Genomic DNA, 19,517 nt, shown 5'->3' with positions numbered 1-19,517 from the left:
CCTACACCCTTTTCCTTTCTCTTGTTTTTGAGCACCCAACCGCAAGGTATTGATTAAAAAATATTGTACACGTTGTGATCTTTTGTTGTCTTGCGGGGCGATATGACTCTGTCTGATTAGTTACTGTTGAGCCAGATACTGAGCGTTGAACCAAAACCATTCGTCAAGTGGGCTGGAGGAAAAAGACAGCTTCTTGATGTCATAGAAAAACATCTGCCGCGCCGGTTCGAGACGTACTATGAGCCGTTTCTTGGAGGCGGTGCAGTTTTGTTTCGCATGCTGGCACAAAACCCTGATGCCAGGTGCAAAGCATCCGACCTTAACTCTGACTTGGTGCTTGCGTACGTAACAGTCAGAGACAGAGTGGACGAGCTAATACAATCGCTTCAAAATCATGCTAAAAATTACAAAAAAAATCCGGATTCTTACTATTATAAGGTGAGGGAACAGGAGCCAAAGGACCAGATAGAGAAGGTCTCGCGACTGTTGTTTTTGAACAGGACGTGCTTTAACGGACTGTATCGCGTGAATAGCAAGGGCAAGTTTAACGTGCCGCTGGGCAGATACTCAAATCCGAACATTGTCAATGAGGAGAATCTGTATGCTGTAAGCAACATTCTGCGCATAAGAAAAGTGCAGTTCAGCTGCCGTGATTTCACTTCTGTTCTTGATGATGCAGACCGAGGCGACTTTGTCTACTTTGATCCGCCCTACCAGCCGGTGAGCGACACAGCAAACTTTACCAGCTACACTAACAGGGATTTTACATACGAGGATCTGCAAAAACTCGTCAAGGTATCCGAGAAGCTATCTGAGAGAGGCTGCAATGTACTCCACTCAAACTCAAACTCGCCTGAAGTACGGGCGTTATTCTCAAAGGACTGGAAGATAGTTGCAATACGCGCCAATCGGGCCATAAACTCGGACTCTAGCAAACGAACAGGGCACACCGAGCTCCTGATAAAGAACTATTGAAAAGCTCCGAGCGGGATCCGAACCCGCGACCTTTACCTTACCAAGGTAACGCTCTACCAGGCTGAGCTATCGAAGCACAAATTTTTCCTTGGGTAATTCCTTATTATGTCTAATTGAAACTTGCGCAAAACGCTAAACTGTTAAATCTTGCCCGGAATCTAAGCTAAACTGCAGGGATAGCCGAGCCTGGCCAAAGTAAGCAAAATTGCTTTTGGATGCGCGGGACTTAAGATCTAATAATGGGTGATCCCGTCTCTTAGGGGTTCGTGGGTTCAAATCCCACTCCCTGCATCTTTTTTTAAAACTAAAAACGTCTACTTGGGATGTTTTATTCCTCTAGAGTTGAGAACCTCATAGACATCAGGAAGTGAGAATACATAACCAATATGGACGCAGTCTTTTTCCTCGCAGAGCTGGCAAAATAGTTCTCCCCTCTGAATTGTCACCTCGGCGATCCTGTTCTTGATGTTATCCTTGAGAACGACTCTGTCCTCATCAATGGTTATCTTTTCTATTTTTGGCGCGTATCTTGCAAAGGTCTTGTCTTTTTGCATCGTCTGCTCCAGCATGTATGTGACATACCCTGAAAAGCTGTTGATGCCTTTCATCATCAGCTCGGATTTGCTCTTTTCGAATACCTCAAAGAACTTGTCATAGACTTCCTCCGAGACTGTGATTGATTTGAAACCTGCCTTTGGCATTTTACTTACCTGTTACCGTACCATAAGGTAATGTACTATTTAATACTTCTTGTCTCCCAATCGTTGACAAATACACAAATAATTGACTTTGGCACTAAAAACAACTCATGGCTCGTGGTTACAGGCAGGATCAGATTCAGCAAAAGCTCATAGAGATACTCTCAGAATCCAAGACTGGCCTTTCTGGCGTAGAGATAGCAGACAAGTTAGGAATGAACCGCGCAACAATAACAAAATACCTCCAGGTCTTTGCAGCCGAAGGAATAATCAAACAAAAAAACATTGGAAATGCAAACCTGTGGTTTGTCGAGTCGGGAACAGAAAAACTCGAGTTTCCGCAAGACTATTTTCGCGTCAAGGACAAGTTTGTTGAATTTCTAACATCTGGAATGCAGCAGCATGCATACCATCTGATAAGGAACGCGCAGTATTCTGGTGCTGATACCACAAAGATCCTCATCGAGGTAATTATCCCTGCAATCGAGCAAGTCGATGAGATGTACGTGAAGGCAAAGATAGGAAAGAGCGAGGCAAAGCTATTCTACAATGTCATATCGGGCTCTATTAGGATGCTCTTTTTGGGCCACCAAAGCACCGAGTCAAAAAAGAATGTGACTGTCTTATCAGCAGATGGAGCCAGTCTTCTGTATTGTAAGGCCGCATCGTGCGCGCTTGCCTCGCACGGATGGAACGTCTTTGAGCTCGGGGACATGTCGGACAGCATTGACGTGATGTATGATATTGATTTGCAAAAATTTCTCACAAGGATATGGAAGCAAAAACAGGGGATAATGGTAATACTCGTGTTTTCCGCAAGCGAGGAAGGGGCAAAATTCTTTTCGGAGTCTGCAATGTCAATAAAGCCCAAATTTGGGAAAAATCTACATGTTGCAGTCTATTCAAGGGCCTCAAAAAAACTCGCAACCAAGGCAGAGTTTGTCACGGATAGCTTTGATGCAATAGTGCAGTGGACAGATTCTGTAGCAGGCACACTTTCATAAAAATAGTGGGCCGAGAGAGATTCGAACTCTCGACCTTTCGATCTCTGAAAGGTTGTTTTATCAGTCGAACGCTCCAGCCAAGCTGAGCTACCGGCCCTAAAAAATCTCAACTGTGACTGTATTTTAAGTGTGGCGTCAGTTCTTCCATTTTATGGAGCAACCAATTGACGGATCAAAATCTTTTGCAATCTGGTTACCTGCAAGCAGTTTTTCTATGTTCAAAATCATGGTCTTCTCCGTCGCCTTGTCTTCAGGTTTCATCGCGTTGTCGATTCTACCATGAAATACAAGCTTGCGATTTTTGTCAAAAAGGAACGGGTCTGGGGTGCACACCGCACCATATCGTTTTGCCACCTGCTGTGTATCATCAACAAGATATGAGAACTTGATTCCTTTTTCTGCTGCAAACTTTTTCATATTATCAAAACTGTCATCAGGATATGCAATAGAATCATTGCTGTTGATTCCAACCACTGCCACCTTGTCTCCGAATTTGTTCTGGATTTCGTTTATTGCGTCTACCTTGGCTTTCACATAAGGACAGTGGTTGCACATAAAGATCACAAGCAACGCCTCATAGTTTTTGTAGCTTGCAAGCGAGTGTTTCTTGTCGTCAATCCCGAGAAGCTCAAAGTCCGGGGCAGAGTCACCTTTCTTTAGAACGACTTGGGACTCCATTACTACCATATTCTGCACTCGATTTTATGGAAATAAAAATTCTTGCACAGGTGAGGACAACAATTAAAATCAACACGATCAAGTCACTCTCGTGGGGCTGATAGTTCAGTGGTAGAATGCCCGCCTTGCACGCGGGAGGTCAGGGGTTCAAATCCCCTTCAGTCCACTTTTTCATCCTTATTGGCAGATCTGCCACCAAGAGATGGATTTAAATATGATATTTTGAGAGTACCAATAACATGGCACAATCATTTGCAGCAGAATCAATCGCTGTGTGGATACCGCTTATCGTCGGTTTGGCACCGGGACTAGTGTACTGGTTTGTTATAACTGGCATGAGAAACAGAAAGTAACCTTTCTTCTCTTTTATTGTTATTTTAATTTTGTAAAAGCTTCTAGTCCACATTGTTTAGATTATGATATTTCTTATGAGATTAAGTCCAACCGCATACCGATAACATGAAGCAGCTGCTTGCAGGCATTCTTGTATTGTTCTTACTGCTCCCTGTAGCACAATCATTTGCGCAGGTTACAAATACGCCTTCTACACTTGGCGTAAAACTCACATCCACACAGCCGTTCATATTCAAAAACGATGAAGGATATACTGTGGTAATAGGCGAAGTGGAAAACACCAGAAGCTTTGCAGTAAACAATGTAAAAATATGGGTTGGTTTTTACAGCAGCACAACGACAGCGCCTGGCGGACAGCCTCCACTTGAAACTGTCACAGGAACATCACTACTTGATGTAATTCCGCCAAATTCCAAGTCGCCTTTCATTATAATGTCCAGCACGCCAAACTCTAACATATCTGAGGTCAACATCAACGTGCTGGGATTTAACTCGGTATCATCAAAGCAACAGCTACTGGAGATATCTGCGCCATCCGCATCAGTGGGCAACACGGTAAAGGTCACCGCGGAAATCACCAACAAAGGTCAGCAGGATAGCATTGATACGAATGTCCATCTAATAGCGTATGATGCATTCAATCCGCCAAGAATTGTGGGGATAGAAACTGCAACCGTGGACCGAATCACAAAGGGCAGCTCAGAGCAGATCACATTTGATGCAAAAATGGATTACAGGGCCACCTCATTCAAGCTTGTAGCCGAGTCCGATAACTATCAGTCAAAGATTACGGGAATACCAAAGGTCACACTTGATTCAATAACAAAGCTGATAACAATAGGCAATGTGCGCATAACAGAATCTGGCAACCAGACATCCGAAGTCAGAGTGGGAACACCGGTCCAGATAAGCAGCGATTTGTCAATACAGTTTGGCGCGAAGACAAATCAGCAGCAAGGATATGTCTACTATGCGCAGGTAAAGCAGTTTGGAGACAAGGCACCTGTGGAGTTTTTGGGATTCTATGAGGGAGTGTTCGATTCGGCGCAACCGCAGACTGCAGCCGTCACATGGGTTCCAGAAAACGAGGGCGCATTCTTTGTAGAAGCATACGTGTGGGACATGGACGGTGTGGCGCTTGCAGCTCCGAGCAAGACAATCTCAATAATACTGGTAAAGCCATAGATTTTATTTTAAAAAAATGCTAGTACATCATGGGCCGATACAAGACGGTTGCAATGGGGGGAACTTTTGATATCATACACAAGGGCCATCTGGCACTGCTTGATGCAGCATTTCTGGCATCCTCGCACGTCATAATCGGTCTGACAGGAGACGAGCTTGCAAAGGCAAAGGGCAAGAAGATTTTTCATACATATGAGCAGCGGCTTGGTTCGCTAAGGTCACTTGTAGAAGAAAGATTTCCTGGCAGGTCTTATGTGATAAGCAAGCTTGAGAATGACTTTGGGCCTGCAGCAATAGAAGGCGACGTTGACGCGCTTATAGTGAGCTCGGAGACTGAACATCAGGTAGAAGTCCTTAACAGGAAGAGATCTGAAAGGGGGCTAGGTAAGGTGGAATCTGTGGTTGTGCCTATGGTGCTTGCAAAGGATGGCACGAGAATATCTAGCACGAGAATAAGGAACGCTGAGATAGACACTGACGGAAACCTGACATAGTTGACAAACTGCTTTTGTATCTTTGATTTATTCGAATAAAACGAAAACCCACAAGCAAGACTTGACGTGACAATCATTAACCATATGATGAAAAAGTTTGCAAGCAACGTGACCAACCTGCAAGAAGGACTACATCCTGAACATCTTGGATTCTGGTATGATAAAATAATAAGAGAAGCTAAGGATATGGCTCCGCCATGGCTGGTCGACAAGATAAAGGTAAAGCAGGATCCGATACTGCCTATGAAGTTTAATCTGGATATCTCAAAAAGGGCCGTGCGCTATTTCATGATGGCAGTGGATAACAACCTGCATCTGATGCCAAGCTCAACTAAGCTATATTTTCTGAAGGTACAGGAAACTCTGTCCGATGAGATGGACAAATCGCTTGTCTAGCCCTTTGTTATCTCTACAATGTCATTGTTTACGCGAGTTTCCAGCAACTGATCATTTTTTTCTATTACTGACTGGATAAAATCGGCAAAGACATCCGCCTGTCCTGCGTCCTTTAACAGTATGGAATGGGCCGAGTGGTCTTTTAGCGATATTACAAGCTCGTTATCATATGTGTTTAGTATTGAGGTAATGTATGTCTCTTTTCCCTCTTTTATGAAAATCAGGCTTGCAAGCTTTATTGCCTCATGCTTGTCTTGACAGGCAATCTGTACTTTCATTTCTCACTCAGAAGAAATCTCTCTATCTGGTCCTTTGCCTTTTCCCTTTTCTGTTGGTGTTCCTCTAGGAAAGAGTTTACCTTATCAATCAAAATTGCCTTGAGCTCGCCCGTAAGCATCTTGCCTGATTTGTAATCATCGTAGATTGATTTGAGTTTCTTATCATCAGGCTCAAAGAATATCCTCAGATACTGATATGATACATCGATGTCAGGGTTGCCGCCGATTCTCCTGTGCTCTTCCACAGTGGGCTGGCCGCCTGAGAACGCGTATTTGTTTATCTTCTTTTTTACTACCTGCGGTGAATCTGTAGTATAGATGGTGCCACTCTCCTCTGATGCAGACATCTTACCGCCAGGTCCTGTGAGCGATGGTATCATGATGTTGTGAATTAGGGCCGGCTTGGGCCTGCCTATTTTTGGCGCGACATCTCTGGTTATTCTAAAATGGGGATCTTGGTCGACCCCGAGCGGAATGAGGACTTGACGATCCTCAATAAAACACGGAGCGGATTGGAGCGATGTGTAAAATATCATGCCTATGTTTGTCTCGTTCTTAAAGCCGAAGACTGCTTTTGTGTTAGAAAAATTGATCTTTTTTGCAACCTGCGCTGCTATGGGGTAAAGCGTCCTGATGTTATTGGTGTTAATTATTATCTTGGTGTTCTCTGGTTTGAACCCAAGTGCGATAAAGTCCAGGGCGTTCTCATATGCAAATGACTTGGTCTGCTCAAGAGTGAGATTCTCCTTTGCATAAAATTTTTCATCATCAGTAAGCTGAAAATACATGGTGGTCTGGAATTTTTCTTGCAGCCACTTTGCAAAGACCCATGGCACAAGGTGTCCTATGTGTGTGTGCCCTGACGGCCCCCTGCCTGTGTACAGGAAAAACTTTTTCCCGCTTTGGTATTCATCTAATATTTTGCCCAAATCCCTGTGGGAGAAGAAAATGCCCCTCCTTAGCATAAAATGAATCTCGCCTGCAGTCTTTTCGATTTTCTTTAGGATCTCGCCTGTGATCTTTTCAGTTCCGAACTGCTTGATGAGCTTATCGTAATCGATTTCGCCCTCTACATGCCATGGGGTGACAATGAAATCATCAGAAGGCATTCACGGTTGAATTAGGTTAAGGTTTAAAAAGTCTTTTCGGCTCGTTTTTCTGTTGTCTCACGTTCTTCATCCGATAGAAAAGACGATAATCAAACTTTTGAAAACCGTCCCGAGTTTGACGGAACAGGAAATTGCAGAAAAATCATCACTCTCAGCTGATCAGACAAGACGGGGAATAGAATGGCTCAAACTAAAAAATCTGGCAAACGTTGTAGAGTCCGAGGAACTGTTCGTCTCGCTAGGAAAGAACGGTGTTGTGGCAAGACAGGAAGGATTACCTGAAAGAAAACTTGTGAATTTGCTTGTCGCAAAACCTGTCTTGCTCGACGAGCTTAGAAAAAAACTGTTAGATGAGACAAACATTGCAATTGCCAATGCGAAAAGAAACGACTGGATAACAATAACAAAGTCAGATGTCGGCAGCCTAGTCTCGCTCAAGAAGGAACCGGAGCAGACAAACGAAGAGAGGCTCATCTTACAAATAGGGGAGGGCCGGCTTCCTGTGGAAAAAATCTCAGATGCGACCGCACTAGAGTCGCTCAAAAAGAGACCCGATTTTGTAATAATTGAATCAGTAAAGTCAAAAATAATATCACTTACAGAAGGAGCTAAATCCATTGATACTGATGCTGCCGATTCGGGGGCAATAGACGTCGAAGCTGACGTACCAAGGATTTTTGCAGCAAGAACTCATCCGCTAAAAGATACTATAAACGAAATAAGGGAGATATTTGTAAGTCTTGGATTCTCTGAGATAGTTGGCAGCTTTGCACAGCCAAGTTTTTGGAATTTTGATGCCCTTTTCACACCTCAAGATCACCCAGCGCGCGAAATGCAGGACACGTTTTACATAAAGGACAAGCTGGCAGAAAAGTTTGCAACTCCTGCACAAGTAAAGCGTGTATCTGACTCACATAAAAAAGGCTGGAAATATCAGTGGAATATTGATGCTGCAAAAAAGATGGTGCTGCGAACGCATACTACGTGCGTTACGATAAGATATCTGGCTGAAAACAGGCCTGATGAGGCAAGGATCTTCTCGCTTGGACGTGTATTCAGAAATGAAAAGGTCAGCTACAAACACCTAGTTGAGTTCAACCAGGTGGAAGGAATAGTGATAGGAAACAAAGTGTCTTTGCGCGACTTGATGGGAATACAGACAGAGTTTTACAGGAAAATGGGACTGAACAAAATAAAATTCTGGCCTACATTTTTCCCATACACAGAACCATCACTGCAGACTATGGTGTACAATGACAGGCTTGACAAATGGGTTGAGCTGTTTGGCATGGGAATATTCAGACCAGAGGTAACAAGGCCGTTCGGAATTACAAAACCTGTCCTCGCATGGGGAGGGGGGATTGAGAGAATAGCGATGCTAAAATACGGACTGGATGATGTTAGGGAATTTTACAACAACAATCTTAGCTGGCTTAGGAGCGTTCCAAAATGCCAGTAGTGACACTATACCTGCAAAGACTTCAAAATCTCGTGGGGAAAAAGGCGACAGTAGAGAAGATCGTCGAGACCCTACCTTTCCTTGGACTTGACATAGAGGAGCAGACAAGTGATTATGTGAAGGTCGAGTATAGTCCGAACAGGCCAGATTATGCCACGGATGTTGGAATTGCAGCGGGTCTGCAGGGTCTGCTCGGAATAAAGAGAGGACTACAAGCAATAACAGTAAAGAGATCACAAAAATTTTCAGTGAAGATAGATCCATCTGTAAGAAAGATCAGGCCACACATCTCAGCACTGGTAGCAAGGGGAGGCAAGCTCGACGATGAGGCAATACGTCAGATAATTGCGCTGCAAGAGGATCTTCATTTTGGTATAGGCAGACGCAGAAAAAAATCATCAATCGGGATTCACAATCTTGATGTGATCTCATTTCCGCTTCTTTATACTGCAAAGCAAAGAAATCACAAATTCATTCCACTTGATATGTCTGCAGAGATGTCAGCTGAGCAGATTTTAGAGCAGACTGATGTTGGCAGAAATTATGGAATGATAATTGAAGGTTCCAAGGTACCAATGATCCTTGACGCATCGGCAAGCACGATATCTTTTCCACCGATAATTAACTCTGCACTAACTGCAATATCTACGTCTACCACAAACCTACTTGTGGAGGTGACAGGCAACGACAAAAATGCGGTGGATGATTCGCTTGCAGTGATTGCATCTGCGCTCTCAGGGTTTGGATTTGACATCTTTGGCGTCAATGTGGGACAGAAAAACAGCTCCGATATCTTCAAGACAAGAAGTATCGCACTTGATACGTCTTTGGTGAACCAGACACTCGGACTGCATCTTACTGCGCAGCAGATCTGCGCTGCGCTAAAAAAATGCAGATTGGATGCTGTAGCAAGGAAGAAGAAAATAATCTGCACCATTCCAAGGTTCAGATTTGACATTTTTGGTGCAATGGACCTTGTAGAAGAGGTCGCATTAGGATACGGAATACAGAATCTTGGGCCGACATTGCCTGCATCATCGTCAGTAGGACAGAAAAGCCCGATTACAATCCGAACAGACTTGATAGGGCAGATAATGGTGGGGCTGGGATTTACAGAGGCGCTAAATTCGGGGCTTACTAGTAGACAAATTCTTTACGAGCGCACAAAGCGTGACGCCTCAGATATTATTGAGGTGGCCGAATCAAAAAGCCAAGAGCACACAGTTCTGCGCGACATGCTGATTCCTGCATTACTTGATACTCTCTCAAGAAATGTCCACGAACCATATCCTCAAAAACTCTTTGAGATCGGGACGGTGTTCTCAAGCGACACACCGATTAAAGAGTCACTCAACATTGCTTGTCTTAGCGCACACAAAGATTCTGGATTCACAGAGATAAAATCAATTCTTCAGTCTCTTCTCAAAACCGACTCTAACATAGAATGTCAGACTAGGACATCTGAGAGCGCAATGTTTGCAAAGGGTAAAACTGCTGACATTGTAGTTAACGGCAAGAAAATTGGCGTGGTAGGCCAAATCGATCCGCAGGTAGCTGAGAACTTTAGAATACGCGTGCCAGTATCTGGATTCGAGATGACGCTAACAGAATTCATTTTGTAGGTACTGATAATTTATCAGTAACAAAGCTGCGTAACTCCTTAAAAGAAAATAGTGTTACGCACTGCAATGACAAAATCATATGTGAAAAATTTCGGAATGTTGGCATTATTGATGGCAGTCGCAGTTGCGCCTGCTACCATGGCATTTGCACAAAATAATGCGGATGCAGACGATGCAAAAGACAGAAAGGATGCAATAAAGGATCTCAAAGACGAGTTCAAGCAGAAAAAAGAGACTCTCAGGGAAGAATTCAAACAAAGACAGGAGACACTAAAAGAACAGATCAGAGAAGAAATCAAGATGCGCAAAGATCTACTGAGGAATTCTGATAGATCTGCCACACTGCAATTTGACGGAACTACAAGCGGGTGGGCAGTAATAGCAGGTTCTGCGCATCCATCTTCGATAGTACTTTCAGGTGATGCATATCAAATTGGCGGGGCCAATTGGAAGGTAAAATCAAATGGAACGCTTACTGTAGCGGATAGAGCGGTATCATTAGATCTTACAGGTCATGCAAGGAGCAACCTGATAGTACTTCAGGGAACTGGAACATTTGATGGTGAGCCAATAAGGGTTCACTTGAAGGGACACTTTGCTCCTACGGGTGATGAAAATGTGTTTGCGATTGCATTCACAAATGCAAGCGTCCAGTACCTGGAAAGTGGAATACGAGTTCAGCTAATGCAAGTCGGCTCAGCTGTCGTAACTCCAGTCGTTGCGCCAACTCCACCTGCTCAGTAACTGAGCATTTTATTTCCTTTTTTAGGTCTGACTTAATATTTGAGATAATACTATCACTTGTTGCCCTAATAAGACACACAGACGGACTGGAATGACTATGATGCTAAAACATGAATTTCGGTTTCACCCAGGTGTGCGACATGGGGCAAAAATACCCCGGTCACAGAGCATGCTTGAGGAATAGGCTAAAAACCTGTGAGAGTATGTGAGTCAGTGCCGGGGTACAATTTATTACATTTACAAGATCACAGACTGCATGGCAAACTACTGGCTTTGCAAGCAGGAGCCAAGCACGTATAATATAGACAAACTCCAGAAGGAAAAGACCACAACATGGGACGGTGTTCATAACAACCTGGCTTTAAAACACATAAATCAGATGAAAAAAGGCGATCTTGCATTATTTTACCACAGTGGAGATGAAAAGCAGATAGTAGGCATAATGCAGATAATATCTGACGCATATCCAAACCCAAAGGAGAAAAACAAGCGTTACGTTGTAGTTGATGTCAAATACAAAAAAAGACTAAACAGGCCGGTCACACTGGATGAAATTAAGGGCAACAGGATGTTTGCCGACTGGGAACTCGTACGAATCTCGCGCCTTTCTGTAATGCCTGTTTCTTCAAAGATCTGGTCTGAAATAATACGAATTTCTCAAAAATAGAAACTGGGCAATAGGTTTATTGATATAGCCCGACGTGTATACTTTAATCATGGCGACAGCATACGTTTTAATAAATTGCGAACTTGGTTCCGAAGAAGCCATCATCAAGCAACTAAAGTCGCTTGAGGGTGTAAAGGAAGTTCATGGCACATTTGGTGCATACGACATCTTGGCCAAAATCGAATCTCCAACTGTTGAGGCTTTACGTGAGACCATCACTTGGAAGATACGCAAAATCGAGAAAATCCGATCTACTCTGACCCTGATGGGTATTGAGGGTCAATCTTAACTACTTCTTTTTATTGTTATGCTGCTGAATTTTGTATTTGTCATAGATAAGGACGATCTTGGTAAACGCACAAAGGAATTCGAATATGTCAAGTTGATGGCACAATTTTACAAAAAATGGGTGATGGATACATTTTCAAAAGACGTTCAGGTGCAATGCGATGAGATGGTGGCGCACAGGCAGGGATTGCTCTCGCGGCTTGACACATCGGTGCTCTTGGAAGATCACAGGAGTAGGGGTAAGAATACATTTCACTTTTACTTGTGTCACTTCAGACCGTTGTGGACTGACTGCCCGTGTGAGGGATACTATGCGGAAAATTTTGCTATGATTCTCTGGCAGAAACCGAAGGATGAGGATGATGTTTTGTTCTTGGCGCAAAAAAACTGCACTGTGGTCTCGCACGAGCTATCGCACGAGTTTTTACGACAAAATAAAGTAAAAAAACAATCTGATATAGTTCACGATGCTTGGTCAAAGCACGTGTTTGGTGGTTTACCTTTTGAGCAATACGGAAAAAACTTTGAGAAGACGAGCACAAATCCGTATTTTTTGACAATTGACACATCAGGATTTAGGTAATAATAGAATCACCAGTTGTTTTAATTTTCGCACAACAATGCAATTCAATGTTAAAGTGCAAAGGTGCGTGTAAAACAAGATATGCGGAATTTCTGGGCCAGGTATCGCTCAGATATAACGGCCAGAAAAGATGTGGTACATGCGATGTCTACTTGAAATGGGATGATGCAAAATGTCCTTGTTGCAACTCGGTGTTACACAAGAGGCCGCGCCACTCTAGAGCTAAAATAAAATACTATGAAAGTGAGGGAACTCGGTGGATTTAGCTACACTTGGTTACAGAATAGATTCTATTCTCAAAGTTTGCTGTCTTGATTTCCAGTCTATTCTCTGCGTCGGATTTGCGTGATTTGCTTAGTTTCTCAAGCTCTACTAGTGATTCGCCCTTGAATCCGACAGAGGTTCCAAATATTGCATCTGTCAGCATGGTTCCATGGTCGCCTCTTTTCACGTCGTCTACAATTCCGTAAAATTTGATGGCTTCTCTTTTCTGGACAGGGGTTCCAGTTGATTTGTTAAAAGCTACGGCTATGTACATGCCGTTGTTTTTTACCGCTACAGGTACTTTGTGATTTTTTCCTGACGCGCCAGGAATGGTCTCATTAATCAAAATATCGCACTTGTGATACATGCTTGCCACATAGGCATAGAACCTATAGTCTGCAAATTTGCCTGCATCATCACTCTCACAATCTATGAAGATTCGATGCAGCATGGTGAGAGCCTGATCGTTCATACTTTGAAGCCTGTCATCGAGTCGGCCTCTCTCTAAAAGATTTGAATTGCATTCTTTTGCAATTTTTTTCAAAATGAAATCGGGAAGATTGTAGTTTTTCAGGGCAGCAATAAACGCACCTGCTTGTGACATGCCAAAAGTCGGAAATCCTTTATTGACCAAACAGATTTCCACCTCTTACAGACAAAATATACACCATGACCTGCACCTACTAGTATAGACTGTTTTTGGCTTATAACTGTTAGGACAAATCATGATTTTGCATGATGAGGATCCAACTCTGATTTGATTTATAACTAATTAATGGTTAACATAGATGCGATACCCGGAAATGGAAATTCAGACTACATCTGCACTTGTCCTTGATGTTTACAAAAAGCTAGAGCAAAACATTTCAAAATTCAGAAAACTGGTCAACCGACCTCTGACATTGTCAGAAAAAATTCTAATAGGTCATATGTCAGAATATGACCAAAAAGAGCCGGAACGAGGTAAAAGCTACGTCTTCTTAAAGCCTGACAGGGTTGCACTGCAGGATGTAACGGGACAAACTGTAATGCTAGAATTTATGCAGGCAGGCCTAAAACAGGTTGCGCTTCCGACTACGGTTCACTGCGACCATTTAATTCAGGCCAAGGTAGGTGCTGAGGAAGACACCCGGCTTGCCATATATGAAAACAACGAAGTGTACAAGTTTTTAGAATCCGCTGCAAGAAAATACGGTGCGGGATTTTGGAAGCCCGGAGCTGGAATCATTCATCAGGTGGTCCTCGAAAACTATGCGTTTCCTGGCGGCCTTATGATCGGAACTGACTCTCACACACCCAATGCTGGTGGTCTTGGTATGATTGCCGTCGGTGTTGGAGGTATGGATGCTGCAGAAGTGATGGCAGGTATGCCTTGGGAGCTATTGTATCCGAAGAGAATAGGTGTGTATCTTAAAGGACAGATGAATGGGTGGACTGCCCCAAAAGACATCATCTTGTATGTGGCCGGACAGCTTACCGTATCGGGAGGTACCAACGCTGTAATCGAGTACTTTGGCCCAGGCGCAAAGACAATAAGCTGTACAGGAAAAGCCACAATCACAAACATGGGCGCAGAAATAGGCGCTACTTGTTCAATATTTCCATATGATGAAAAAATGGATGTCTACCTTAGGGCTACAGGGAGAGCAGAGATTGCAGATGTTGCAAACAAACACAAAGACTTGCTCACAGAAGATCCGGAAGTGGAACAAAATCCTGAAAAATATTTTGACAAGGTAATAGAGATTGATCTTTCAAAACTTGAGCCGCACATAGTGGGGCCACACACACCTGACTTGGCAAGACCGATATCAAAACTTGCAAAAGATGTAAAAGAGAACAAATACATTGATGAGATCTCGGTCGCGTTGATTGGAAGCTGTACAAACTCATCGTACGAGGACATGTCACGAGCATCCTCTATCGCACAACAGGCGATAAGCAAAGGAGTCAAGGCCAAAGTTCCGTTGCTTGTGACGCCTGGTTCTGAACAGATACGAGCTACAATTGAGCGTGACGGGCAGATGCAAGTACTCAAAGAAATTGGAGCTACAGTACTTGCAAATGCATGTGGACCGTGCATAGGACAGTGGAGCAGACCGGAGCTAAAAAAAGATGAGGCTAACACCATAATCACATCGTTCAATCGAAATTTTCCTGGAAGAAATGACGGGAAGAGAAACACTATGAATTTTATTGGTAGTCCAGAGCTGATAATTGCGTTATCTCTTGGAGGTAAACTATCATTCAATCCAGTATCTGATGAACTGGTTGCCAAAGATGGAACAAAGTTCAAACTGCAACCTCCTGAGGTTGCGCCAGAAGTGCCTTCAAGTGGATTTAAGACCGGTATTGATGTTTATGTCCCGCCTGCACAAGACCCAGATTCTGTGGAAGTCCTAGTTGACAAAAACAGCACCCGTCTTCAACTATTAGAACCGTTTGAAAAGTGGAACGGAAAAGATCTTACTGGGATGCCAGTCATGGTGAAAGCAAAGGGCAAATGCACCACAGATCACATATCGCCTGCAGGGCCGTGGCTAATGTACCGGGGACACCTTGATAAGCTAAGTGATAACCTTTTGCTTGGCGCGGTAAACGCGTTTTCAGGCGAAGTAGGAAAAGGCAAAAACATTCTCACAGGAAATGTAGAATCGCTTCCAAGCATAGCCCGCCAGTACAAATCGCGTGGGCTCAAGTGGGTGATAATAGGAGATAACAACTACGGGGAAGGCAGTAGTAGAGAGCACGCGGCTCTAACGCCAAGATATCTAGGATGCGGCGCAGTGATTGCAAAAAGCTTTGCAAGAATACATGAGACGAATCTGAAAAAACAGGGAATACTTGCGCTTACCTTCTCAAACCCTTCAGACTATGACAAGGTACGTGAGGATGATAGAATCTCACTTGTAAATCTTGACAAGTTGGCACAAGGAAGATCTGTAAAGTGCATACTAGATCACTTGGACGGCAGCAAAGACGAGATTGAACTATTACATTCGTATAACTCTGCACAAATAGAATGGTTCAGACAGGGCTCTGCGCTAAATGTGCTAAGAGAGAAAAATAAGTAACGTGGGGCCGACCGGAGTTGAACCGGCGATCTACAGGTCACTGCAGCTCCAAACTCACATCATCTTGTGAAATCAGTTTGGGTTTTTACTTCTGGAGCCTTTAGCGATGACTTTCATCATAGTCGCCCTACCAGGCTAGGCTACGACCCCACAACTAAGAAAAACTGGGACTTGGATTTATTCTATCTGTTATTGGTTGTCTTGATTTTCTTGAATTAGATTTATTATCGAATTGGAAGGCAATAAGTTGATGGCAAAACCCCTGATACTTATCATATCTTCAATACCGATAATTCTGGCAATCATGATTGCAATTCCGATGATTACCAACCCACAGATTCCGTTCAGTGCTGCAAACGCGGATGATAGAATATCAGTAGAGTTCACAAAACATCATCTAAAAAAGATCTCACTTGGAGTAACGGATAGACTCACACCGCAAAAGACGGAGATTCTTACAATATCAAATGATGGGGTGGCAAGATATTTGCTCACAGAGGCAGGTTCAGCGTTTCCTGAAAAAACATTCGTATTGGAGAAAGCAGAAGTAAAAAAGATCACAGCGCTTGTCAAGGAGACAGGATTTATGCAGATACCAATTGATGTGATTTCAGCTGATGAGGAAAAAACAGAATATGTTAAATTTTCACTCAAAATAATCTTGAATGGGAACACAAAACAAATTCAATGGGTAGAGCAGAACGCCACATCAACTCTGATACCGCCTATCGTGACACAGGTGGGATCAACTCTTGATGCACTGCTCAAGCAAGCCGGCCCATGAGCGGAATAAATTACTCTCCAATAGGGCGCCCGTTTATCATTTCGGCAGTATTGCTTTCGTTTTTTGGCGTGTCAATAGGCTCACTTTGGATGTTCTCGCTTCTTGGGATTAGGATTGCAGAAGTCTCTGATCTATTTCAAATTCACAAGACAGTGCAGACTGAGGGTTTTCTCACATTGATGATAATGGGTGTAAGCTATATGATAATTCCGAGATTTCGTAACGCCGCGCTTCCTTCTAACAATCTTGCTGCACTCTCATTTGTGTTGGTACTTGTCTCGCTGATATTGGAATTAGTGCAAAAAGTGAGCAGATCTGAGAGCCTTGCATATTCGGAGCTTATTCGATTGGGGGGAATAATGATATTTGCATCCATGAGCATTTACACGATAAGAATTGCTCCAAAACTGCTCAGAGAGGCAGACTACTTTTTCATAATGGCGATAATAATGCTATCTCTGATACACATTCTACCGTTAGTAACTGCGGCTGAAATCAACACACTAAATTACATACAGGTGTGGCTGATGTTTCCAACTCTTATGATATTTGGCGTCAAGTACAAAACACTTCCGTCTTTTCTTGGATTCATAAGGCCGAGAAGAAATCTTACTGTGGCTTGTCTTGCAGCGGCGGCGGTGGGTTGCGCACTGGGTATTGCTTCAATGTATTATGGTGATGCTGTAATTCTTATAGCGTTCAATGTAGTGATGATTTTAACTGCGTTGCTTTTTGCCGCATCATCGTACATTTACGGTGGTTTTGATAACAGTGAGATATTGAAGATGATGCCGGGGGAGAAAAAGGCCAGATACGATATGATTCAACGACACACTAGGATTGCGTTTTTGTTTCTGATTGCAGGATTCACAATGGGGATAATGTTCTACCTGTACAATGGTTTCCTATTTTATGATCTTGCAATACATTATACTGCAATAGGGTTTATCGGGATAACAATAATGCTATTCCTGCCGCTTATGCTGCCTCCAATAATAGGCAAATCAATAGAATTTCTAAAGTTCAGCAGAGTGCCTCTACTTTTGATTGTGGCAGCGCTTGGACTTCGCACTGCAGGCAATTATATTATTGAAAAATCTGTCCACAGCGACCTTACTGTTGTTTTTGCTACGTCGGGATTGTTAGTTCTTGCAGGTATGCTCTGGTTTATCGTGATGATTCATAAATCCATGTCAGAAATTCCATCAGTTAATGTGGAATTTAAAAAGAAGTAGCAGCATTATGCGACGACTATTATAAATAATCAATTGGCTGAATCTGGTAATATGATTCCTCTTTCTGGCAATATAGAAGGTGCTAAGGGAAGGATTAGCGAGAAAGTTGGCGAGTTTACGATCTCTAGGGGCACATCGACACTAAAACGTGGATTCGCACACATGCTCAAAAACGGCGTGGTAATGGATGTGACAACCGTAGAGCAAGCACAGATTGCGGAAGAGGCAGGAGCAGTATCGGTCATGGTCCTTGACAAGCTTCCATCTGATGTTAGGAAGGCAGGAGGAGTTGCAAGAACTGCCAGCATACGTGTTATAGAAGAGATAATGGATGCAGTTACTATTCCGGTTATGGCAAAGTGCAGGATAGGGCACGTGTATGAGGCACGGGTGCTGGAAGAGACAAACGTGGACATGATTGACGAATCTGAGGTGCTCACGCCAGCTGATGAAACACATCACATATGGAAGTGGGATTTTACAACGCCATTTGTAAACGGTGCAAGATCGCTTGCGGAGGCTTTGCGAAGAATAGAGGAGGGTGCAGCAATGATAAGAACAAAGGGAGAGCCTGGAACAGGGAACGTGGCTGAGGCAGTAACCCACATAAAAAAAGTAAATGAGGAATTACGATTAATTAAATCAATTTACGACTCTGGGGACAATCAGGATCTGGTGAAGATGGCACGTGAGTTCAAAGTCTCGTACGAGCTGGTAGAACAGACTGCAAAGATTGGGAGGCTGCCTGTTGTAAATTTTGCTGCTGGGGGAATAGCAACGCCAGCTGATGCAGCGTATCTTATGTCGCTTGGATGCGATGGTATTTTTGTTGGCTCTGGAATATTCAAAGCTGACGACGCAAAGGAAAGAGCAAGAGCCATAGTTCTTGCAACCACATTCTGGGAGGATGCAGATAAGGTAAAAGAAGCTCAGAGGATGATTGATGAAAGACAGTCTATGCTCGGGCTTGATGTTAAGAATCTTGAATTGAGAATGCAGGAGCGTGGTTCCGCGGCATGAATATTGGCGTTTTGGGTGTTCAGGGCGATGTAGCAGAGAATGTTTCAGCTACAAAGACTGCGATGGCAAAGCTTGGCATAAAGGGAACGGTCAGGGCAGTAAAGACACCTGAGCAGATCTCCAAGCTTGACGGCCTGATAATTCCTGGCGGTGAGAGCACGATGATCGGGCAGATGTCACTTGTAAGCGGTGCGATAAAGACAATCAAGGAAAAGATCCAATCTGGAATGCCAGTCTTTGGCATCTGTGCAGGTCTGATTCTGCTATCAAAAAATGCAAAGGACAGGGTAGTGGGAAAGACCAACCAGCCACTGCTTGACCTGCTCGATGTCCGCGTGGAACGCAATTCCTTTGGAAGGCAAAAGGATTCGTTTGAGGCCGAGGTTTCGGCGCAGCCGCTTGGAATTGCAAAGACAAAGGGAGTCTTTATCAGGGCGCCTTCAATCGAGGATATTGGCAAGGGCGTGGAAATAATATCAAAATTCAACGAGAAAATAGTCGCAGTAAAGCAGGCAAATATTCTTGCAACGTCATTTCATCCGGAACTGACTCACGATGTGTCCCTGCACCAGTATTTCGTAAGCATGGTTGCAAAGAAAAAATAAG

Annotated in this window: 22 protein-coding genes and 5 tRNA genes; 19 read left to right on the top strand and 8 right to left on the bottom strand. The window is 43.5% G+C overall.

From position 1 onward, the window contains the following. Positions 1–123 precede the first annotated feature (123 nt). Entirely contained in the window at positions 124–975 is an 852-nt protein-coding gene (locus NITUZ_RS06820) for a DNA adenine methylase (RefSeq protein WP_420887319.1), read from the top strand. Positions 976–977: 2 nt separating this feature from the next. Here NITUZ_RS06820 and NITUZ_RS06815 read toward each other — a convergent pair. Beyond that, positions 978–1,051: transfer RNA gene (locus tag NITUZ_RS06815), tRNA-Thr, on the bottom strand. A gap of 94 nt (positions 1,052–1,145) precedes the next feature. Here NITUZ_RS06815 and NITUZ_RS06810 point away from each other — a divergent pair. Beyond that, positions 1,146–1,266 (top strand) — tRNA-Leu (locus NITUZ_RS06810). Positions 1,267–1,289: 23 nt separating this feature from the next. Here the strand turns inward: NITUZ_RS06810 and NITUZ_RS06805 are convergent. Beyond that, the gene (locus NITUZ_RS06805; RefSeq protein WP_048196552.1) at positions 1,290–1,676 is read right to left on the bottom strand and encodes a hypothetical protein; all 387 of its coding nucleotides are present in this window, start codon (positions 1,674–1,676) and stop codon (positions 1,290–1,292) included. A gap of 107 nt (positions 1,677–1,783) precedes the next feature. Between NITUZ_RS06805 and NITUZ_RS06800 the strand changes: the two genes are divergently transcribed. Next, on the top strand, positions 1,784–2,677 hold the full coding sequence (locus NITUZ_RS06800; RefSeq protein WP_048196551.1) for an HTH domain-containing protein: 894 nt from the start codon (positions 1,784–1,786) through the stop codon (positions 2,675–2,677). A 6-nt stretch (positions 2,678–2,683) separates the two neighbouring features. On the opposite strand, the gene NITUZ_RS06795 is transcribed toward NITUZ_RS06800, so the two are convergent. Both NITUZ_RS06795 and NITUZ_RS06790 read right to left on the bottom strand, forming a co-directional pair. Continuing rightward, positions 2,684–2,774, bottom strand: a tRNA-Ile gene (locus tag NITUZ_RS06795). 38 nt (positions 2,775–2,812) lie between these two features. Beyond that, entirely contained in the window at positions 2,813–3,364 is a 552-nt protein-coding gene (locus tag NITUZ_RS06790) for a thioredoxin family protein (RefSeq protein ID WP_048196550.1), read from the bottom strand. A gap of 85 nt (positions 3,365–3,449) precedes the next feature. Here NITUZ_RS06790 and NITUZ_RS06785 point away from each other — a divergent pair. The 4 genes from NITUZ_RS06785 (at position 3,450) to NITUZ_RS06770 (ending at position 5,784) form a co-directional block, all read left to right on the top strand. Beyond that, positions 3,450–3,521, top strand: a tRNA-Ala gene (locus tag NITUZ_RS06785). A gap of 293 nt (positions 3,522–3,814) precedes the next feature. Further along, the gene (locus NITUZ_RS06780; protein ID WP_048196549.1) at positions 3,815–4,894 is read left to right on the top strand and encodes a CARDB domain-containing protein; all 1,080 of its coding nucleotides are present in this window, start codon (positions 3,815–3,817) and stop codon (positions 4,892–4,894) included. Between the two features lie 29 nt (positions 4,895–4,923). Beyond that, positions 4,924–5,388, top strand: coding sequence for a phosphopantetheine adenylyltransferase (locus NITUZ_RS06775; protein ID WP_048196548.1), 465 nt, complete (start codon positions 4,924–4,926; stop codon positions 5,386–5,388). A 66-nt stretch (positions 5,389–5,454) separates the two neighbouring features. After that, complete coding sequence (locus NITUZ_RS06770) at positions 5,455–5,784, top strand: hypothetical protein (RefSeq protein ID WP_048196547.1); 330 nt, start codon at positions 5,455–5,457, stop codon at positions 5,782–5,784. Here NITUZ_RS06770 and NITUZ_RS06765 read toward each other — a convergent pair. Beyond that, positions 5,781–6,062 (bottom strand): hypothetical protein, encoded by a 282-nt coding sequence (locus NITUZ_RS06765; protein WP_048196546.1) that lies wholly within the window; start codon positions 6,060–6,062, stop codon positions 5,781–5,783. The two genes, NITUZ_RS06770 and NITUZ_RS06765, sit on opposite strands and share 4 nt — an antisense overlap. Next, the gene (locus tag NITUZ_RS06760; RefSeq protein ID WP_048196545.1) at positions 6,059–7,171 is read right to left on the bottom strand and encodes a tryptophan--tRNA ligase; all 1,113 of its coding nucleotides are present in this window, start codon (positions 7,169–7,171) and stop codon (positions 6,059–6,061) included. Before NITUZ_RS06760 ends, NITUZ_RS06765 begins: the two co-directional genes overlap by 4 nt. Positions 7,172–7,223: 52 nt before the next feature. Between NITUZ_RS06760 and pheS the strand changes: the two genes are divergently transcribed. The 7 genes from pheS to NITUZ_RS10020 all read left to right on the top strand — a co-directional run bounded on the left by pheS (position 7,224) and on the right by NITUZ_RS10020 (position 12,800). Then, entirely contained in the window at positions 7,224–8,630 is a 1,407-nt protein-coding gene (pheS, locus tag NITUZ_RS06755; protein ID WP_048196544.1) for a phenylalanine--tRNA ligase subunit alpha, read from the top strand. Next, positions 8,621–10,252 carry a phenylalanine--tRNA ligase subunit beta gene (pheT, locus tag NITUZ_RS06750; protein ID WP_048196543.1) on the top strand — a complete coding sequence of 544 codons (1,632 nt, stop codon included), beginning with the start codon at positions 8,621–8,623 and terminating at the stop codon, positions 10,250–10,252. Before pheS ends, pheT begins: the two co-directional genes overlap by 10 nt. 66 nt (positions 10,253–10,318) lie before the next feature. Next, a complete protein-coding gene (locus NITUZ_RS06745) occupies positions 10,319–10,996 on the top strand; it encodes a hypothetical protein (RefSeq protein WP_048196542.1) in 678 nt (225 codons plus the stop codon). 256 nt (positions 10,997–11,252) lie between these two features. Next, positions 11,253–11,663, top strand: a complete 411-nt coding sequence (locus tag NITUZ_RS06740) for an EVE domain-containing protein (protein ID WP_048196541.1) — start codon at positions 11,253–11,255, stop codon at positions 11,661–11,663. Positions 11,664–11,712: 49 nt separating this feature from the next. Further along, complete coding sequence (locus tag NITUZ_RS06735) at positions 11,713–11,952, top strand: Lrp/AsnC family transcriptional regulator (protein WP_042683546.1); 240 nt, start codon at positions 11,713–11,715, stop codon at positions 11,950–11,952. Between the two features lie 18 nt (positions 11,953–11,970). Further along, the gene (locus tag NITUZ_RS06730; protein ID WP_048196540.1) at positions 11,971–12,534 is read left to right on the top strand and encodes a hypothetical protein; all 564 of its coding nucleotides are present in this window, start codon (positions 11,971–11,973) and stop codon (positions 12,532–12,534) included. A gap of 47 nt (positions 12,535–12,581) precedes the next feature. Beyond that, positions 12,582–12,800, top strand: coding sequence for a hypothetical protein (locus tag NITUZ_RS10020; RefSeq protein ID WP_155991452.1), 219 nt, complete (start codon positions 12,582–12,584; stop codon positions 12,798–12,800). Here NITUZ_RS10020 and NITUZ_RS06725 read toward each other — a convergent pair. Beyond that, positions 12,797–13,432 (bottom strand): hypothetical protein, encoded by a 636-nt coding sequence (locus NITUZ_RS06725; protein WP_048196539.1) that lies wholly within the window; start codon positions 13,430–13,432, stop codon positions 12,797–12,799. The genes NITUZ_RS10020 and NITUZ_RS06725 overlap by 4 nt on opposite strands. Positions 13,433–13,601: 169 nt before the next feature. Here NITUZ_RS06725 and NITUZ_RS06720 point away from each other — a divergent pair, with 169 nt between their 5' ends. After that, complete coding sequence (locus NITUZ_RS06720; protein WP_081844913.1) at positions 13,602–15,872, top strand: aconitate hydratase; 2,271 nt, start codon at positions 13,602–13,604, stop codon at positions 15,870–15,872. A gap of 2 nt (positions 15,873–15,874) precedes the next feature. Here NITUZ_RS06720 and NITUZ_RS06715 read toward each other — a convergent pair. Beyond that, positions 15,875–16,022: transfer RNA gene (locus NITUZ_RS06715), tRNA-Trp, on the bottom strand. A gap of 100 nt (positions 16,023–16,122) precedes the next feature. On the opposite strand from NITUZ_RS06715, the gene NITUZ_RS06710 reads away from it, so the two are divergent. Genes NITUZ_RS06710 through pdxT form a run of 4 tightly spaced genes read left to right on the top strand, consistent with a single transcriptional unit; the run spans position 16,123 to position 19,516 of the window. Then, positions 16,123–16,656, top strand: a complete 534-nt coding sequence (locus NITUZ_RS06710; RefSeq protein ID WP_048196986.1) for a hypothetical protein — start codon at positions 16,123–16,125, stop codon at positions 16,654–16,656. Continuing rightward, entirely contained in the window at positions 16,653–17,891 is a 1,239-nt protein-coding gene (locus NITUZ_RS06705) for a hypothetical protein (RefSeq protein WP_048196537.1), read from the top strand. The genes NITUZ_RS06710 and NITUZ_RS06705 overlap by 4 nt, the downstream gene beginning before the upstream one ends. A 51-nt stretch (positions 17,892–17,942) precedes the next feature. Then, positions 17,943–18,911, top strand: coding sequence for a pyridoxal 5'-phosphate synthase lyase subunit PdxS (pdxS, locus tag NITUZ_RS06700; protein WP_048196536.1), 969 nt, complete (start codon positions 17,943–17,945; stop codon positions 18,909–18,911). Further along, positions 18,908–19,516: a pyridoxal 5'-phosphate synthase glutaminase subunit PdxT gene (pdxT, locus tag NITUZ_RS06695; RefSeq protein WP_048196535.1), complete on the top strand. Its 609-nt coding sequence runs from the start codon at positions 18,908–18,910 to the stop codon at positions 19,514–19,516. The genes pdxS and pdxT overlap by 4 nt, the downstream gene beginning before the upstream one ends. The last annotated feature ends 1 nt before the right edge of the window (position 19,517 follow it).

The organism is Candidatus Nitrosotenuis uzonensis (assembly GCF_000723185.1).
Taxonomy (GTDB): domain Archaea; phylum Thermoproteota; class Nitrososphaeria; order Nitrososphaerales; family Nitrosopumilaceae; genus Nitrosotenuis; species Nitrosotenuis uzonensis.
Note: the sequence above shows the minus strand (reverse complement) of the source record. Positions and strands in the feature narration are given on the sequence as shown.

Excerpts from the sequence above, each read along its gene's own strand:
- NITUZ_RS06805 (WP_048196552.1), bottom strand. The coding sequence starts at position 1,676 with ATGCCAAAGGCAGGTTTCAAATCAATCACAGTCTCGGAGGAAGTCTAT.
- NITUZ_RS06800 (WP_048196551.1), top strand. The coding sequence starts at position 1,784 with ATGGCTCGTGGTTACAGGCAGGATCAGATTCAGCAAAAGCTCATAGAG.
- NITUZ_RS06790 (WP_048196550.1), bottom strand. The coding sequence starts at position 3,364 with ATGGTAGTAATGGAGTCCCAAGTCGTTCTAAAGAAAGGTGACTCTGCC.
- NITUZ_RS06780 (WP_048196549.1), top strand. The coding sequence starts at position 3,815 with ATGAAGCAGCTGCTTGCAGGCATTCTTGTATTGTTCTTACTGCTCCCT.
- NITUZ_RS06775 (WP_048196548.1), top strand. The coding sequence starts at position 4,924 with ATGGGCCGATACAAGACGGTTGCAATGGGGGGAACTTTTGATATCATA.
- NITUZ_RS06765 (WP_048196546.1), bottom strand. The coding sequence starts at position 6,062 with ATGAAAGTACAGATTGCCTGTCAAGACAAGCATGAGGCAATAAAGCTT.
- NITUZ_RS06760 (WP_048196545.1), bottom strand. The coding sequence starts at position 7,171 with ATGCCTTCTGATGATTTCATTGTCACCCCATGGCATGTAGAGGGCGAA.
- pheT (WP_048196543.1), top strand. The coding sequence starts at position 8,621 with ATGCCAGTAGTGACACTATACCTGCAAAGACTTCAAAATCTCGTGGGG.
- NITUZ_RS06745 (WP_048196542.1), top strand. The coding sequence starts at position 10,319 with ATGACAAAATCATATGTGAAAAATTTCGGAATGTTGGCATTATTGATG.
- NITUZ_RS06740 (WP_048196541.1), top strand. The coding sequence starts at position 11,253 with ATGGCAAACTACTGGCTTTGCAAGCAGGAGCCAAGCACGTATAATATA.
- NITUZ_RS06735 (WP_042683546.1), top strand. The coding sequence starts at position 11,713 with ATGGCGACAGCATACGTTTTAATAAATTGCGAACTTGGTTCCGAAGAA.
- NITUZ_RS06730 (WP_048196540.1), top strand. The coding sequence starts at position 11,971 with ATGCTGCTGAATTTTGTATTTGTCATAGATAAGGACGATCTTGGTAAA.
- NITUZ_RS10020 (WP_155991452.1), top strand. The coding sequence starts at position 12,582 with ATGTTAAAGTGCAAAGGTGCGTGTAAAACAAGATATGCGGAATTTCTG.
- NITUZ_RS06720 (WP_081844913.1), top strand. The coding sequence starts at position 13,602 with ATGGAAATTCAGACTACATCTGCACTTGTCCTTGATGTTTACAAAAAG.
- NITUZ_RS06710 (WP_048196986.1), top strand. The coding sequence starts at position 16,123 with ATGGCAAAACCCCTGATACTTATCATATCTTCAATACCGATAATTCTG.
- NITUZ_RS06705 (WP_048196537.1), top strand. The coding sequence starts at position 16,653 with ATGAGCGGAATAAATTACTCTCCAATAGGGCGCCCGTTTATCATTTCG.
- pdxS (WP_048196536.1), top strand. The coding sequence starts at position 17,943 with ATGATTCCTCTTTCTGGCAATATAGAAGGTGCTAAGGGAAGGATTAGC.
- pdxT (WP_048196535.1), top strand. The coding sequence starts at position 18,908 with ATGAATATTGGCGTTTTGGGTGTTCAGGGCGATGTAGCAGAGAATGTT.